Genomic DNA, 15,408 nt, shown 5'->3' on the forward strand with positions numbered 1-15,408 from the left:
TTATTTATGCCTTCTCTATAATTCGTAACTTAGCTGAACGTGATCGGTTGTTATGCTCTAACTCCTGTTCACTTGGAGCAATAGGTTTTCTTGTTACCAGTTTAAACTTAGGTTTGTATTCCTCTGGAATGACAGGAAGCCCTGGTGGTAATTCAGGTCCGGTACTCTGTTCTTTCATCATTTCCTTACAAATTCTATCTTCTAGTGAATGGAACGTAATGACTGCGATCCGACCTTTACTTTCTAACAAGTCGAATGAATCAGCTAATGCTTCCTCAAATGCCCCTAATTCATCATTTACTGCTATTCGAATCGCTTGAAAAATCCGCTTAGCCGGATGCCCACCTTTTCTTCGAGCTGGTGCTGGAATCGCTTCTTTAATTAAGTCCACTAATTCTCCTGTGGTCGTAATCGGTTTTGTATCGCGAGCATTTTCAATTTTTCGAGCAATTTGTTTTGAAAACTTCTCCTCGCCGTATTTGAAAAATATCGAGACGAGTCTTGAATATTCCCATTCATTTACTACTTCATAAGCAGACAGTGGAGCGGTTTGGTCCATACGCATATCTAACTTTGCGTCTTGGTGATAACTAAACCCCCTACTACCTTCATCAAGTTGTGGTGATGAAACCCCTAAATCAAACAAAATTCCATCTACCTTTGTGATGTTCCGTTTACGCAATTCTTCTTTTATGTAACGGAAATTGCTTTTAATTAACGTAAACTGACCAGCATATGGAGATAATCGTTGTTTAGCATTATCCAAGGCTACATCATCCTGATCAAAGGCAAATAAATGACCATCTTTTGAAAGTTTAGAAAGTAATAATTCACTATGACCAGCACCACCAAGGGTACAATCAACATAAATTCCATCTTCTTTAACATTAAGACCATCTACAGATTCTTCTTTAAGGACGGTAACGTGTTCAAACATGTATACACCTTCTTTTGTTGAATCTCTTTTACAAATCAAAATCTACGATGTTTTCTGCAATTTCACTAAATGATTCTTCAGATTCAGCAAAATATTCTTCCCAAATCCCTTTACTCCAAATTTCCACTCGGTTAGATACACCGATCACAACACATTCCTTCTCAAGTTCAGCAAATTCTCTAAGTGGGGATACTATATTTACTCTCCCCTGTTTGTCCAATTCGCATTCGGTAGCACCTGAGAAGAAAAATCGAGTAAAGGCTCTAGCATCTTTTTTGGTAAAAGGAAGTGATTTTAATTTATTCTCCATTTGAGTCCACTCTTCTTGGGGATAGACAAATAAACAGCGATCAAGTCCACGTGTAATGACAAAAGAATCGCCTAATTCATCGCGGAACTTAGCTGGTATGATAAGTCGACCTTTTTCATCTACATTATGCCGATACTCTCCCATAAACATAATGTACTCATCCTCCCCCACTTCCTACCTATAATCTACCACATCGCTCCACTTTGTACCACTAAAATTTCATTTCTATACAAAATAAAAAAATCCTGCATTTTCCACAGGATTTTTTAAAAACTTTTAAATATATACGTCTATTTACACATAAATGAATTTATGAACTCCATCACTCGGCAAGTTAAGCTCTTTTGTCCTAGTTATAAAATCCTCACCAAATGCATTGAGAAAGTAAAAAATATGAAAGACCCTTTCTTGCGGGCTCTGAAGTGGGTACAGTTTACTCTCCACTTCATCAAACTTATTTAGTTCTGATTCATACTTATTTCGAATCCTCTTTTCGATTTTCTCGCTGACAGTATCAATTTGCGAAAGAAGGAATTCGAGATTTTTAGTGGCTAGTTGTACAGAAGTGACATCAATATCATCAGCGAATTGTCTAAGCGGTTCATGAGCTTTACCAACATTTTGTTTAACTTGTTCGCTGACAGATTTGATTTCAAATTTATTTTGGTTTTGATACCACTCTTCCCTAAGAACACTCATCTTGTTTGAAAACACATCAGCCTCTGAAATTTGATTGTCACTCATCCATTTTTCCGTTTTTCGGTCAATAAGTGTCAGCGAAATTCTCGGAACAAGAGGAGGTATCTTAAAAGAATACTCATTGAACACCTTTTTTAACGTTGCCCAATAAGCAATTTCACCAGGACCTGCCACAAAAGCGAGAACAGGTAATAAAAATTCCTGCATTAAAGGTCTTGTCACGACGTTATTGCTCAGTGATTCTGGATTTTTTTCGGCAACCATTTTCAACTCGTCTAGTGTAAAAAATTTTCGATGAGTTTTATATAAATGACCCTCTTTTACAATTCGTTCTCTTTTTCCATTCTCAACAAAAAATAAGTTCGTATTACTTGGGTCAATTTCTACAGGGTTTCCATAACCCGCTCTTTCTAACTCAGTAGCTTGTTGAATAAAATTGTCTTGCAGTTTTTGATTATCTTCGACTAACTTAACAAAGAACTGCTTTTCTAACTGTCTGATTTCGGAATGAGCTGAATCCAACACCAGGAGTCCTTCTTCACGAAACATCCATGAAATGATTTCCGCAAAAAAATCAACGAATGTATGAGATCGCTTCATTAACTCCAAAACGATAGATAATAAATCATGGGTATGTTCTGTCTCCGGTAAGCCATTAAAGATACTCCTCACCCATTCACTTGTTACCTCATGGTCAAGTTGTAATGAAGAAAGCATCGTTTTAAGGTCATGTTTTTGCGTTACTTTACTTTTGGTCATTTTGTTTTTTTCTAATTGAAACAAATGATTTACTTCTTCGAAATCATGGTCCTCTCCGGCAATCCAAAATAGCGGAACGACAGGAACTCCTAATCTTACTTCCTGCTCCTTTGCAAGTTGGATGACAGAAAGCGCTTTATAAATGGTATATGCTGGTCCGGTTAAAAGACCTGGTTGTTGTCCACCAACAACAATTAAACTATTATCATCCTTTAGTTTTTCGAGTTGGTGTAACGCGGCGTCGTGATACTTTAGCTTTTTATGATACGAGGCTAACACTGTTGCTAGCTCCTGCCGTTGATATGTACGAGATTGCAATTCTTTCTGGCGCCTTTCGAATACCCCTTCCTCCTGATAGTCATAATCAAAAAATGGATATAACTTTTCTCTTTTTTTATTATAATCATGAGCTAGTTTAGAGGTGGGTGAAAGTGGACAGTCTTTCACTATCATATAGAAACGCCCTTTCCAATATTGTAAGTGGTTTGTATTATAACAAAGAAAAAGGCAACAAACCAACTAACATGCTCAACTGTTCAAAACAGACAAGAAAACACCATATACACTAAGCACGATATATAACATAAAGAAAAATAAAAAATTAAATCTCCAAATGCCTTTTATTAATTTTCCTGGTTGAATGTCGTTTTGAGTCTTCCAATGGATCACTGTAAATCCTATTGCTATGAGTAAAAAGAAAATGATAAGTAACCACAATAATGAGCTTTTCCATAATTCATACATTATAAAATAAACGGCGGTCATAAAAAATATTGAGGAGAGGTCTGAGGCTACTCGTACAGAAGTTGGCCTGCTTCTTGTTTTCTTTAATGTAATCATATACACAAAAAACCAACCTAACAATGGCATTGTAATGACAGTAGCGATTATTGCTGCAATAAAAGTACTCACATCTTCTCCTCATTTCTTTCTAATTTTTTTATCGTTTGGTACAGTGTTTCTATTTTACTTGTTTTCACCGGTAATCCTCTTCCCTGTTCGAGAAGATATCCTAGGATGGCATCAATTTCGGTTTGCTTATTGTTTTCTATATCTTGTAGCATAGATGATTTATTTTGGCTTGTTTTCTGACAAACTTCCAATACATATTCCCATAAGCCTTTACTTTCTGTGAATTGAAGTACATCAATAACTTCCGTATATAACTCTTTCATTTCAGTAAGGAGAGAATCTTGTTCAATTAGCTCTCCATTTTTAACCTTATAAATTGCCGTTAATGGATTAATAAGAGCATTTACCACAAGCTTTTTTTTCATAACAAAAAGCCAGTCTCTTATTTTTTCACTAGTAAATCCATTAGCAGATAAGGTATTCCAAATCATTTGAAAATCTTTAGTTCCCTTTACTTGTCCAATACGGAGTGTCCCTTTACCCGTGTGAATCACTTCTGTGCCCGATATTCTTAACGCTCCATGATCTAAAACTCCAACCAAGATGTCATCAATTATTGTTTGTTCTAGGAGTGACAGATGAGACATTCCATTTTGAAGAAATACAAGTGGAGGAGGAGATTGATTATTTTTTAAAATTTCCGAAACAACAAAAGGTAAAATCGATTGCTTGACTGCGATAAATATAAGGTCATAGTTTCCACTCGATGAATCGGAAAATAAATAAGCTTGGATTGGATAGTGAACCATTTCTTCTTCCTTAAAAAGGGTGATCCCCTTCATATTTATATCTTCTGCTTGCTTTATTGTTCTTGTTAAAATCGTAACAGAGTAACCCGCTTTATAACTATACGCCGCTAAAAGAAGTCCAACTGCTCCCCCACCGATAATTCCGATCCTCATAAAAACCTTCCTTTTGTACCATTAGTATTGTACTAAAATTGTAGCATAGAACAGGCTCAAGGAATATCATTTATTTTCCATTTGCAATCTTTAACATAGAGCATGTATAGAAGGTACTATACAGGAATATATTGTTTTAATGGCTACCCGTTTAAGTAGCTCTGAACACTTTTGAAATAAAGGTAGTTTATAAAGGTAAAACGCTTTCATTTGCTTTTAGTCTGCTATATAGTATAGGCGAACACTTTGGTTAGGAGGGGTTTATATGGATGTTAAGGTAGAACGACTAGTCATAAATTATAAAACATTAGAAGAATTTGAGAATTTTCAGGAATATGGCGCAGCAGAGTTGTCTATGAAAGAGGACTTACAGGAAAATATCATTGAAAACGATAGTGAGTCTCCATTTTACGGCATCTACTTTGGAAATAAGTTAGTAGCCCGAATGAGCCTCTATCGAATTGAGGCAAAGTATGATCGTTATTTCGATCCACCACAAGATTACTTAGAATTATGGAAACTAGAAGTCCTTGGACCCTACCAGGGGAAGGGCTATGGGCGAGTACTCGTTGATTACGCAAAAAGTATTAATTTACCAATAAAAACCAATGCAAGACAAAGGTCTAATTCTTTTTGGGGGAAGATGGGCTTTGAAGCTGTGACATACCAGCCTGAAAGAGACCGCGGCGAAAGTCCTTATGTTTGGTATCCTGCCGGTGTTGGGGAACAAGAGTGAAAACAGACCAAAACGAGGGTGAGACAAATGGTAACGTTTGTCTCACCCTCTTAGCGATGTGCGAAGTGGTTTTTAAAAAACCTGCTACGCATGTAGCAGGCTTGTAAAAGAGTCAACCACTGAAATCAAATCAATGGTCGTACTGTCCCTTACTTAGATTTAGAAAGCTTACTTTCATCTTCAACAATGATTGACATCTTTCTAGCTCTATCCATAATTCCAATTAATGAACGATAATCTTCATTAATGATGTCCTTTTCTTTTTTCAAACTTTCAATTTCTTTTTCAATTTTACGATTTTTCTCTTTTAACTGAGCAATTTCATTTCTTAGTGCTTCATTATCTTTTTCTAATTGCTGCTGTTCCACTGATTTTCCAGAAACAGACGTTAAATAGTCAATGACATCTTTCATCGTAATCGTTTTTGAAACGGTTTCTACCTCAACAGTAGGTTCTACGAGTTCTTCTTGAATCTCTTCAACATTTTCTTGTTCTATTGTTTGTTCTGCGGCAACCTCAGTAAGGTATACTTCCTGATTTTCTTGAGGCTGTTTTGTTTTCTTTCGTTGTTTCTTAGCTAAAGTGATAGCTGCCTCATACTTTTTTCGTATCGCTGAGTTCCAACGAAAGCCACAAGCCGCTGATGTGCGTGATAGTCTTTGTCCTACTTCCTCAAATGCTGCCAATTGTGTGCTTCCTTCTCTAATATGTCTAAGTACAACCTCTGCTAGAATTAAATCTTCATCGCTGCTCCAGGCATCTTGACGAACCGTTGACATGCAATCCCTCCTAATTGTCTTTTGTCTATAATATGCATTTACTAGACAAGATAGACTCTCTTCTATTAAAGGATTATGTCCCCGATGAAAAAAATATATTCAATTTCTCTATTTTTTTAAAAATTTTTTAACAGCTTCTTGATGCTCTTCACTTTCCCACAACGTCGAGCACTCATCTACTTCTGCTGCAAATCTCTTTTTTAGCTCGTCTCTATCGATTTGGTCGAGCCATCGTTTCTTATAAGCTTGTAAAACAGGCACGCTCTGTTTTATAAACGGAAGAACCCACTCTTCGCATCCTACTCGAAAGTCACTTTCATTTACAAGATCCGTAACCAATCCTTTTTGTTCAGCTTCTTTGGCAGTGACTATCTCAGCGGAGAAAAGGAATTGAAGTGCTTTTTGTGATTCGATTCTCTCAAGTAACATCGATGAACCTCCCCATCCCGTCGTAATACCTAATGTGGCCTGAATAAAACCAAGCCTTGCGTTTGGTGATGCAAGACGAAAGTCACAAGCGACTGCAATTTCACATCCACCTCCAACGGCTACCCCATTTACAGCAGCAATTGTAATTTTCGGAAAAAGGAACAACCGATATAAAATGTTCGCCATTCTCTCGAGCATTTCTTGCGCTTTTTCTTTTGTATGTAGGCTATGGAAGATGGATAAGTCTCCACCAGAACAAAAAGCCCTATCACCGGCACCTGTTATGATAAGTACTTTATCATTCTCGTTTTGTTCAATTTCAGTCAGGATACAATCAAGCTGCACCATCACATCATAATCAATAGCATTCCGCTTGTCAGGACGATTAATCGTTACCCAAACGATATCATTGTTCCTAGATACAGTTACCTTCCCCATTTTTATCCTCCTAAAACCGTTTTATTTACAGTATACAGTATACGTTTGCCCTGGCTATGAAAATGAAAAAAAGCAATGGACAAGGTCCATTGCTTTTTTATATCAACTTATTTGTTTAATACGTCTTGTCCTTTGTATGAACCACATTCTTTACAAACACGGTGAGCTAGTTTTAGTTCTCCGCATTCTGAACATTTTACCATACCAGGTACTGCTAACTTGTAGTGAGTACGACGTTTTCTTTTACGAGTTTTTGACGTTTTTCTAAAAGGTACTGCCATCATTCCCACCTCCTTACAAAATATGTAGATTATTTCTGGTCAGTCAGACCTTATAAAATGAAGGCCGGGAATTGCCGGTACTTCCATTTCACGTTACTCTTTTTCAAAAAACTTTGCTAAATCAGCTAGACGAGGGTCTATTCTGTTCTTTTGCTCATCTTCTTTGAAAAGTTCCCAATCCTCACCAGATTTAGGCGCTTTTCCTTCTTCTTTATCACTAAAAATTTGCAAAGGTATTTCTAATAAAATGTGCTCTTTAATATAAGGAATTAGGTCAATGCTTTCTCCGACTACCGTATGAATTTCATCTTCACCTTCATCTTCCCAAACTGATTCATGAAGGCGAAACATTTCCCTAGTCTTAATATCGAAAGGAAGTTCAACATCTTCTAACGTGCGTGAACACGGGAGGATAAGAGTTCCTTTAATATGAAGCTGAAACGTTACAGAGTCACTTGAAACAACAGCCTCGCCTGAAACCTCTACTGGAGAGATTCCACGAATTTGAGGGTCATTTTTCGAAATATCCGAAAGATCAAGTGTTTCGTTAAATTGTATCCCTTTGTTTTTCTGAGCATTAAGTTGTTGGATTGTCCATTTCAAAATTGATCACCCCAATGCAACAAGAGTAATTATAGCTTTACCCTTAGTATTTGTCAAGCTTTCATCTTTACACTAAATGTTTATTTTATAACAGATTCACTTTACCATTATCACATCATGAATAGCAAGCTAGAAAAAGACAATGGCTCCTCTCTTTACATGTCTACAATAGAGAAACCCACTTATAACAGGCTTTTTATAAAAGCACATTCAGACAGCCTATCATTGGTTAGTAATCTAACTAGGAATGCTCCATTTAAAAACTAAACTTTTTTTAAGTGGAATCCCCATTATGGTATACTTTTTATAAATTGTTTATACTTACCTAACTTAGGAGTAGGAAGGAAGAGAAATATGAAAGCTGCGGGTGTTATTGTCGAATACAATCCCTTTCATAATGGGCACCTTTACCATCTTGAAGAAACAAAAAAACAAACCAATGCTGATGTTATTATTGCAGTTATGAGTGGGTCCTTTTTACAACGGGGAGAGCCCGCGCTCGTTTCTAAATGGCAACGGACAAACATGGCTTTAGCTGGCGGTGCTGACCTTGTCGTTGAATTGCCGTATGCGTACTCTACTCAAAAAGCAGAAACATTTGCAGATGGAGCGGTGCAAATATTAAATGGACTGTTTGTCGATACGATTTGTTTTGGCAGTGAATCCGGAGAAATTCAACAATTTGAAACGCTACATCGCTTTATTGACACACATAGAGAAAGTTACGAGGCGAAAATTAAAGAGTTTATAAAAGAGGGACATAGTTACCCTAAGGCTTGTTCGCTTGCTTTTTATTCCTTACAACCAGGTCATGAAGTCCTTGACCTCTCAAAGCCAAATAACATCTTAGGCTATTATTATATGCTAGCGATTAAAAACCATAAGAGCAGAATAAAAGCAATGACAATTACACGCAAAAGCGCTCAATACCATGATGTTCACATAGAGAAAAAACCAATCGCTAGTGCAACAAGTATTCGAAACGCACTACACGAAAATAATGAACTAAACGACATATCCCATGTTCTACCGGAAACGACATTAGCTTTCTTAGTTGACTATTACGAAAGGAACAAGATGTTTCATCAGTGGAATCACTATTTCCCTTTCCTAAAACATCAGCTCCTCACCAAATCCGAGAAAGAATTAGCTAACATCTATGAAGGGGAAGAGGGATTAGAATATCGACTTAAAAAACATATTACCAAGGCGACAACTTTTCATGAGTTTATGAACGAAATAAAAACAAAACGATATACGTGGAATCGTCTACAGCGCTACTGCTTACATATCCTAACGAATACCTCAAAAGAGGAGATGGCTGAAGCGACAAGTAGTCGCCCTTACATTCGCTTACTTGGGATGACCGATCAAGGTCAATCCTATCTTCGAGCGATAAAAAAAGATATCCCTGTACCTCTACTTACAAAACCGACTGCTCCTTTTTCTTCTGCCTTACTGGAGTTAGATAAGAAAGCGGCTGCCTGTTATTCATTAGGATTCCCACTTTCCTTGCAAACGGTTCATCTTCAAGAAGAATACTCTACCCCTCCTCTCCTTTTTCGAAGGAATGAGTGACTATAAGGATTAAGAGCACTGAAAAAAACGTTTTTATCTTTTCAGTGCTCTTTTTATTGGAAGGATTGGGTGATAACTAGTGAAATCATAATTGATGAACGCCACTTCTTGCTGCTTTTCCTTACAAAAAGTCGTTCATTCTCCTTATGAACGACCCTATCCTCTGCTTTTCCTTACATAAAGTCGTTCATCCACCTTATGAACGACCCTTTCCTCTGCTTTTCCTTACATAAAGTCGTTCATCCACCTTATGAACGACCCTTTCCTCTGCTTTTCCTTACATAAAGTCGTTCATCCACCTTATGAACGACCCTTTCCTCTACTTTTCCTTACATAAAGTCGTTCATCCACCTTATGAACGACTCTTCATACACCTATCCTTATCGCAAAAAACGGGCCACCGAAGACTGATTCTTTCTTCGACGCCCGTTTTCTTTATCCGCTTTTTGGAGGTAAATTCTCTAAGTATTGAATTGCTTCTTCTAGTGTATTTACACCAACAACTCTCATTGTAGTATTAATGGTTTGAGCAACTTCTAAAGCTTCATGATAGTTGGAATCTTTACGGTCTTTTTCCTTTGGTACAAAAAAGATATCCGCCTTAGCTTTATGCGCAGCTACCACCTTTTGACCTGCCCCACCGATTCGTCCAACTTCCCCTTTCTCATTAATCGTCCCTGTCCCAGCAATCTGATATCCCTTTGTGATATCATTTTCTGTTAACTGATTAACAATCTCTAAAGAAAACATTAGCCCGGCTGATGGGCCTCCTATTTTCGCAACATCAATCGTGACTGGTGGTGTAAATTGAATTGTACGGTCAACGACTGGATGCAATATGCCCAGACCAGCTCTTCCGTTGCCACCTAATTCTTCTGGAAATAAGGCTACAGGGACCGTAATATCCATCGTCTCTCCTTGACGAGTAATCGTTAACTCAACAAGGTCTCCGACATCTCTTCCACCTACTATTTCATTTAACTCTGCAACCGTTTGAACCTCGGTGCCATCTACCGCTCTAATTCTATCGTCTTTTTGTAACAGCTGTTCTGCAGGCATTCCTTCAATAAAAGTAGTAACCATAATGCCATGATACTCTATGTCGACATTTCGGTTGGCATGAGTATACGCAGCAATTTTAGCAGCTTCTTGTGAGTTTCGCATCATCATTCGTTGACGCTCAAAATAATCCTCATCCGTTTCTTCAGGTCCAATGATTGCTTCTTCTGGTACCACTTCTCGATGTTCACTTAGATGTGCCCATGCATAAAAATATGGATTGGCCCGCCCCATTTTAACGGTTGTTAGCATCAGTGAACCTTCTTCTTCTTTAAATCCATTTTCAACATCTACAAAAGGTGCTAGCTCTTTCGTATCACCTGGTTGAGTATAGTAATAAGGTAATTGGTAAAAATGTAAAAGCACTAGGACTGCAATGACAATCCAGCGTTTACTTATCTTCGTCTTCTCCCTTTTTTCGATGACCATCCATGTTCTCCTTCCACTTTTCTATTTCATGTTGAATGAAGGGGATTTGTTTTCGAGCTTGTTCTTCCCCCAATGCGATATATTCTTCTACGTTAGTGAAGGCAATGGCGCTTACTTGTTTTACCATCGGTTTTATCATTATTGTTGCATCGACTTCTCTATTCTTAACCACTTCTCTCTCCATAATATCAATTGTTTGCAAAATGACATCATAAATTGAAATAATTTCTTTGTTTGTCGAAAAAAAAGAGACGTCCGATGCAATCGTTATATCTGCCCCCATCTCTTTTGTCACAGAAACAGGGACCCGTTCAATGACACCCCCATCTACTAAAAGCGTGTCTCCCATTTTAACAGGTACAAATATACCTGGGATGGAAATGCTCGCTCTAACAGCCTGTGCCACTGACCCTTCTTTAAAGATCACGCGTTCGCCTTTTAATAAATCAGTCGCCACGATTTGAACACTCGGTGAAAGCTGTTCGATTTTCTTATGTTTCGAAAGTATCCTTATTAATTCTGTGACTTTTTTTCCGGTAATAAAGCCCATCTTAGGGACCGTAAAATCTATATAATATTTCCGTTTAAATAACGTGGCAAATCGTTCAAGATTCGCAACCGAGTGGCCGGCACCGTACAAGGCAGCTACTAAGGCACCCATACTACTTCCTGCCAAATAATCAATCGGTATATTCTCTTCTTCTAAAACCTTTAACACTCCAATATGAGCAAATCCCCTTGCTCCACCGGACCCCAAAGCTAATCCAATTTTTGGACGCACTTCGTTCCCCTCCTATCATACTTCTACATCTCTTTGTTTTCAATCATATGGTCTAAAATACAGTTGTATACGTATATTGAAGTATGGGACATGTTCATTTTTAAATATTGGAGGCAAGCCAATGAATCCATCAAAAATTAAATCTATCGTTCTAGCCTTGCTTTCGACGTGCTTGGCAGCCTCTCTTATGATATTTCCAAAAGAATCATTGGAAGCTTCGATTCGAGGGTTAACGATGTGGTGGGAGGTCGTCTTTCCCTCTCTTCTTCCTTTCTTTATTATCTCTGAGTTGTTAATTGGTTTTGGAGTTGTCTCTTTTTTAGGAACTATATTAGAACGTTTTATGAGACCCCTATTCCGCGTTCCAGGAGAAGGCGGCTTTGTTTGGGCGATGGGACTTGCATCAGGCTTTCCAGCAGGTGCCAAGCTTACGGCAAGACTTAGACAAGAAGAAAAACTAACTAGAATAGAAGCTGAACGGCTCGTTTCTTTTACAAATTCGTCGAACCCTTTATTTATTTTTGGGGCAATCGCTGTTGGTTTTTTTCATGATCCTACATTAGGAATCGTGCTTGCCTCAGCTCATTATGCAGGCAATATATGTGTTGGTTTAATCATGAGGTTTCACGCATACCGGGATGAACCGAAAAAAGTGATAGACAAATCTACAAAACTTACGTTAAAGGATTCTATCCAACTCCTTCATAATGAACGTATCCGTGACGGAAGACCAATAGGAAAATTATTAGGGGATGCTGTGCAATCATCCGTAACTACGCTACTAATGATAGGTGGATTCATTATTTTATTTTCAGTGTTAAATAAATTACTTAGTCTTATAGAATTTACTACCTTTGTAGCAGGTTTTCTTTCCATCTTGTTGGTCACATTTAACATACCAAGTGAATTGAGCATTCCTTTAATTTCAGGTTTGTTTGAAATTACACTAGGAAGTCAAATGACAAGCAACACAACTGATTCGGGTCTTCTTCAAAAAGCGATTATTACTAGTTTTATTTTAGCGTTTAGTGGTTTTTCCGTGCAAGCACAAGTGGCTAGTATCCTAGCTGAAACAGACATACGCTTTAAACCATACTTTTTCGCTCGTATCTTACATGGTTTTTTAGCAGCCATATTTACCTTTTTATTTTGGACACCACTTTATGTTAATCAGGTTGACCCTGATTCAGATGGAGTCAAACCAACGTTTCTACAAGAAGAAACCTATTCGTGGCTTATTGAAGGATGGACGTATCTTGTCCAGTATGGTTCCTATGTCACTTTAGGATTTTTACTACTGTTTATTTTGATAAAAGCAAAAAGGGTTAATATGTTGTAAGTAAGAAGAGGATGAGAAAAAGGTTGGTTTACCTTTTTCTCACCCTCTTTTTTCAAATGAGATTATGACTTTGCTGAATATTTTGTTTGAAGGGCCGCTTCAACGATATCAGGAACAAGGTCTGATACTGGAGCATTATACTTTGCCACTTCTTTTACAATGCTCGAACTTAAATATGAATATTGATTGTTTGTCATCATAAAAAAAGTTTCTACTTCTGAATTTAATTTTCGGTTAATGGATGCAGCCTGCATTTCATATTCAAAATCGGATACAGCTCGTAGTCCTCTTATAATTGTTGTAGCCTTTTGCTTTTGGACATAATCTACTAATAAACCATTGAAGGAGTCAATTTCAACATTTTCAATATGTTTCGTCACTTCTTTTAACAAGTGTACGCGTTCTTCAATCGAAAATAGCGGTTCTTTATTACGGTTATGTAAGACGGCTACAATGACCTTGTCAAACACTTTTGCTCCTCTTGTTATTATATCTAAGTGTCCATACGTAACTGGGTCAAAACTCCCGGGGCAAACTGCGATGGTTGTCATTCGTTACGTCCTCCTTCTTCCTGATAAATTGATATCGTTGTGTCTCCATACGTTTCTCTTCGAATAAGGCGCAAAGAAAGAATTTCTTCTGGTAAAATAACTGAACTTCCATGTTCCGCTAGAATAATTCCTTTATCTTCTAATAAACGCTCTTTTGTTATATAGGTCATTTCCTTTTCTAACTGCTGTTTAGCATAAGGAGGGTCCAAGAAAATATGGGAAAAGCGAATGTCTCTTTTCGTGAGAGCTTTCAAAGCTCGAAACGCGTCATTGCGGAAGACCTCCGCTTTTTCTTCATAATGACATTTTCTTAAATTTTCGTGAATGACCTCTATTGCTTTTTTATTTTGATCAACAAAAATAACCTTCTCCATTCCACGACTCATCGCTTCGATCCCAAGACCACCGCTTCCCCCATATAAATCTAGCGCGAGTCCACCATCAAAATATGGGCCAATCATACTAAATATGGCTTCCTTCACCTTATCGGTCGTTGGTCTTGTCGCAGTACCTGGAACGGCTTTTAATGGCAATCCTTTTCTTTCTCCAGAAATGACTCGCACTCGTGTCACCTAACCTTTTTTTATAATCTTCTATCAAAATTCATTAGTCATTCATTATCCTATCATAAAAAGTTAAAAACATTAACTTTTTCCATAAACTCCATCATTATAAAACATTAACGTATAGATTTTTTTTGATTGGCGATAATAGAATTAGCAACATTCAAGCGATGTTGCGACAACCGCGGAGAAGGCTTACGTTTCCCCATAAGTTCTTCCTCCGGTTTCTCCTCTCCCATAGCCTTGTACATACGAAGTATGTTGTAGGGCACCTCGCAGGGAAGTCCCTTGCGAGGATTTTTTTTTCTTACATAGACAATAAATTCAAGCAGTGCTAGAGTAATGGTATGTTTTTAGAAGGAGAGATACAAATGATTCAACGCTTTATTGAGTTAGGGGAAGGATATTCAGACCTTTATGAACTAATTGCAATTGCCCAAACGAACAGAGATAGAGTATATCGTTTTATTCGGATTGACACCGTGGTACAACATCAACAAATGACCTCTTTCATTGTTGTTTTGACTCCTGCAACGCCTGGAAAGTTAATGCCTCTCTATATATGCAGAGAGGGAATTCCACAACCTGAGTGGAAGCCAAACCAACGCTATACACTTTTTGAAAATATGGTCCAATCGTTTGATATCCCGTTAATGAAAATTGAAGTCAAGTCCTCTGATACGTTTGAGGAAAAAGAACTTTACTATCAATATTTAATAGGTGTCCTACGGATGAATCATTTCATCCCACCATTACAATAAAAAACCGCAAAGCGGTCTTTTCATAAAAACCCTGCGCGAAACCTTTACCTTCTTTTAAAGTCAAACAAAAGTGGGGTTCTTTTGTATGACGCGTAGCGAGCGAAGCCAGTGCTCTACTTTGATTGACCCCAGTATTTTTCAACAAGGAGCGCAGCCACACGCTCAGTGTACGAAGCCCTCCTGCAGGACATCTATAATATTTCAACATAAACAAAAGCTATGCCCCTTGGCATAGCTTTTGTTTATAATCCCATTCGATAATCATATTCTTTTGCTTTATCTGGTTTTGCATTTTGATATTCTGTTTTTATAAATGGCCTCATCGAAACGCTTACATCCTTTACATAATGAAACGTCTCAAGTTTATTCACAGTGTTTTCTACTTCTGTTTGGTCGAGATATAAGATGACATACTTCATTTTTTTTGATACATAGTGTACATTTCCGTATTTTCTTAACTGACGAGCATATTTTAAGGAATGCAACCAAACAGAAACACTTTGTCTTTGGCTAGAAAGCATATTCGTTTCTCCTTTTTCGATCTATCTATAATAAGTCTAGC

At 37.6% G+C, this 15,408-nt stretch carries 18 protein-coding genes; 4 read left to right on the forward strand and 14 right to left on the reverse strand.

Annotated features, from left to right (window positions below; all coding sequences use genetic code 11):
* Positions 1-4: 4 nt before the first annotated feature.
* From rsmH to BK585_RS16240, 5 genes are all read right to left on the reverse strand, one after another.
* Entirely contained in the window at positions 5-937 is a 933-nt protein-coding gene (gene rsmH, locus BK585_RS16220; protein WP_078554861.1) for a 16S rRNA (cytosine(1402)-N(4))-methyltransferase RsmH, read from the reverse strand.
* A 28-nt stretch (positions 938-965) separates the two neighbouring features.
* Positions 966-1,397, reverse strand: a complete 432-nt coding sequence (gene mraZ / locus BK585_RS16225; protein ID WP_078554863.1) for a division/cell wall cluster transcriptional repressor MraZ — start codon at positions 1,395-1,397, stop codon at positions 966-968.
* Positions 1,398-1,541: 144 nt separating this feature from the next.
* Complete coding sequence (gene bshC / locus BK585_RS16230; protein WP_078554865.1) at positions 1,542-3,158, reverse strand: bacillithiol biosynthesis cysteine-adding enzyme BshC; 1,617 nt, start codon at positions 3,156-3,158, stop codon at positions 1,542-1,544.
* 75 nt (positions 3,159-3,233) lie between these two features.
* On the reverse strand, positions 3,234-3,617 hold the full coding sequence (locus BK585_RS16235; RefSeq protein ID WP_078554867.1) for a DUF3397 domain-containing protein: 384 nt from the start codon (positions 3,615-3,617) through the stop codon (positions 3,234-3,236).
* Complete coding sequence (locus tag BK585_RS16240; RefSeq protein ID WP_078554869.1) at positions 3,614-4,519, reverse strand: 2-dehydropantoate 2-reductase; 906 nt, start codon at positions 4,517-4,519, stop codon at positions 3,614-3,616. The genes BK585_RS16235 and BK585_RS16240 overlap by 4 nt, the downstream gene beginning before the upstream one ends.
* A 265-nt stretch (positions 4,520-4,784) precedes the next feature.
* Here BK585_RS16240 and BK585_RS16245 point away from each other — a divergent pair, with 265 nt between their 5' ends.
* A complete protein-coding gene (locus BK585_RS16245; protein WP_078554871.1) occupies positions 4,785-5,255 on the forward strand; it encodes an N-acetyltransferase in 471 nt (156 codons plus the stop codon).
* Positions 5,256-5,404: 149 nt separating this feature from the next.
* On the opposite strand, the gene BK585_RS16250 is transcribed toward BK585_RS16245, so the two are convergent.
* The 4 genes from BK585_RS16250 to BK585_RS16265 all read right to left on the reverse strand — a co-directional run bounded on the left by BK585_RS16250 (position 5,405) and on the right by BK585_RS16265 (position 7,785).
* The gene (locus BK585_RS16250) at positions 5,405-6,034 is read right to left on the reverse strand and encodes an RsfA family transcriptional regulator (RefSeq protein WP_078554873.1); all 630 of its coding nucleotides are present in this window, start codon (positions 6,032-6,034) and stop codon (positions 5,405-5,407) included.
* 108 nt (positions 6,035-6,142) lie between these two features.
* Complete coding sequence (locus tag BK585_RS16255; RefSeq protein WP_078554875.1) at positions 6,143-6,901, reverse strand: enoyl-CoA hydratase/isomerase family protein; 759 nt, start codon at positions 6,899-6,901, stop codon at positions 6,143-6,145.
* 107 nt (positions 6,902-7,008) lie between these two features.
* Positions 7,009-7,182 (reverse strand): 50S ribosomal protein L32, encoded by a 174-nt coding sequence (rpmF, locus tag BK585_RS16260; protein WP_078554877.1) that lies wholly within the window; start codon positions 7,180-7,182, stop codon positions 7,009-7,011.
* Between the two features lie 93 nt (positions 7,183-7,275).
* The gene (locus BK585_RS16265; RefSeq protein ID WP_078554879.1) at positions 7,276-7,785 is read right to left on the reverse strand and encodes a YceD family protein; all 510 of its coding nucleotides are present in this window, start codon (positions 7,783-7,785) and stop codon (positions 7,276-7,278) included.
* Positions 7,786-8,139: 354 nt separating this feature from the next.
* On the opposite strand from BK585_RS16265, the gene BK585_RS16270 reads away from it, so the two are divergent.
* On the forward strand, positions 8,140-9,363 hold the full coding sequence (locus BK585_RS16270; protein ID WP_078554881.1) for a nucleotidyltransferase: 1,224 nt from the start codon (positions 8,140-8,142) through the stop codon (positions 9,361-9,363).
* A 435-nt stretch (positions 9,364-9,798) separates the two neighbouring features.
* Here the strand turns inward: BK585_RS16270 and BK585_RS16275 are convergent, their stop codons facing one another.
* Positions 9,799-10,851, reverse strand: coding sequence for a SepM family pheromone-processing serine protease (locus BK585_RS16275; protein WP_078554882.1), 1,053 nt, complete (start codon positions 10,849-10,851; stop codon positions 9,799-9,801).
* On the reverse strand, positions 10,814-11,632 hold the full coding sequence (locus BK585_RS16280) for a patatin-like phospholipase family protein (protein ID WP_078554884.1): 819 nt from the start codon (positions 11,630-11,632) through the stop codon (positions 10,814-10,816). Before BK585_RS16280 ends, BK585_RS16275 begins: the two co-directional genes overlap by 38 nt.
* Before the next feature lie 121 nt (positions 11,633-11,753).
* Here BK585_RS16280 and ylbJ point away from each other — a divergent pair, with 121 nt between their 5' ends.
* Positions 11,754-12,971, forward strand: coding sequence for a sporulation integral membrane protein YlbJ (gene ylbJ, locus BK585_RS16285; RefSeq protein ID WP_078554886.1), 1,218 nt, complete (start codon positions 11,754-11,756; stop codon positions 12,969-12,971).
* 62 nt (positions 12,972-13,033) lie between these two features.
* Here ylbJ and coaD read toward each other — a convergent pair whose 3' ends face one another.
* Both coaD and rsmD read right to left on the reverse strand, forming a co-directional pair.
* Positions 13,034-13,522, reverse strand: a complete 489-nt coding sequence (gene coaD, locus BK585_RS16290) for a pantetheine-phosphate adenylyltransferase (protein ID WP_078554887.1) — start codon at positions 13,520-13,522, stop codon at positions 13,034-13,036.
* Positions 13,519-14,085: a 16S rRNA (guanine(966)-N(2))-methyltransferase RsmD gene (gene rsmD, locus BK585_RS16295; protein ID WP_078554889.1), complete on the reverse strand. Its 567-nt coding sequence runs from the start codon at positions 14,083-14,085 to the stop codon at positions 13,519-13,521. The genes coaD and rsmD overlap by 4 nt, the downstream gene beginning before the upstream one ends.
* A gap of 371 nt (positions 14,086-14,456) precedes the next feature.
* Here rsmD and BK585_RS16300 point away from each other — a divergent pair, with 371 nt between their 5' ends.
* Positions 14,457-14,846, forward strand: a complete 390-nt coding sequence (locus tag BK585_RS16300; RefSeq protein WP_078554890.1) for a DUF7147 family protein — start codon at positions 14,457-14,459, stop codon at positions 14,844-14,846.
* A gap of 242 nt (positions 14,847-15,088) precedes the next feature.
* Here BK585_RS16300 and BK585_RS16305 read toward each other — a convergent pair whose 3' ends face one another.
* Positions 15,089-15,367 (reverse strand): YlbG family protein, encoded by a 279-nt coding sequence (locus BK585_RS16305; RefSeq protein WP_078554892.1) that lies wholly within the window; start codon positions 15,365-15,367, stop codon positions 15,089-15,091.
* Positions 15,368-15,408 lie beyond the last annotated feature (41 nt).

Origin of the sequence: Bacillus alkalicellulosilyticus (assembly GCF_002019795.1) — a bacterium.
Taxonomy (GTDB): Bacteria; Bacillota; Bacilli; order Bacillales; family Bacillaceae_F; genus Bacillus_AO; species Bacillus_AO alkalicellulosilyticum.

Coding starts and splice junctions, on each gene's coding strand:
- BK585_RS16305 (WP_078554892.1), bottom strand. CDS start 15,367: ATGCTTTCTAGCCAAAGACAAAGTGTTTCTGTTTGGTTGCATTCCTTA.
- rsmH (WP_078554861.1), bottom strand. CDS start 937: ATGTTTGAACACGTTACCGTCCTTAAAGAAGAATCTGTAGATGGTCTT.
- coaD (WP_078554887.1), bottom strand. CDS start 13,522: ATGACAACCATCGCAGTTTGCCCCGGGAGTTTTGACCCAGTTACGTAT.
- BK585_RS16250 (WP_078554873.1), bottom strand. CDS start 6,034: ATGTCAACGGTTCGTCAAGATGCCTGGAGCAGCGATGAAGATTTAATT.
- BK585_RS16255 (WP_078554875.1), bottom strand. CDS start 6,901: ATGGGGAAGGTAACTGTATCTAGGAACAATGATATCGTTTGGGTAACG.
- BK585_RS16270 (WP_078554881.1), top strand. CDS start 8,140: ATGAAAGCTGCGGGTGTTATTGTCGAATACAATCCCTTTCATAATGGG.
- rpmF (WP_078554877.1), bottom strand. CDS start 7,182: ATGGCAGTACCTTTTAGAAAAACGTCAAAAACTCGTAAAAGAAAACGT.
- ylbJ (WP_078554886.1), top strand. CDS start 11,754: ATGAATCCATCAAAAATTAAATCTATCGTTCTAGCCTTGCTTTCGACG.
- BK585_RS16240 (WP_078554869.1), bottom strand. CDS start 4,519: ATGAGGATCGGAATTATCGGTGGGGGAGCAGTTGGACTTCTTTTAGCG.
- BK585_RS16300 (WP_078554890.1), top strand. CDS start 14,457: ATGATTCAACGCTTTATTGAGTTAGGGGAAGGATATTCAGACCTTTAT.
- BK585_RS16275 (WP_078554882.1), bottom strand. CDS start 10,851: ATGGTCATCGAAAAAAGGGAGAAGACGAAGATAAGTAAACGCTGGATT.
- BK585_RS16245 (WP_078554871.1), top strand. CDS start 4,785: ATGGATGTTAAGGTAGAACGACTAGTCATAAATTATAAAACATTAGAA.
- bshC (WP_078554865.1), bottom strand. CDS start 3,158: ATGATAGTGAAAGACTGTCCACTTTCACCCACCTCTAAACTAGCTCAT.
- mraZ (WP_078554863.1), bottom strand. CDS start 1,397: ATGTTTATGGGAGAGTATCGGCATAATGTAGATGAAAAAGGTCGACTT.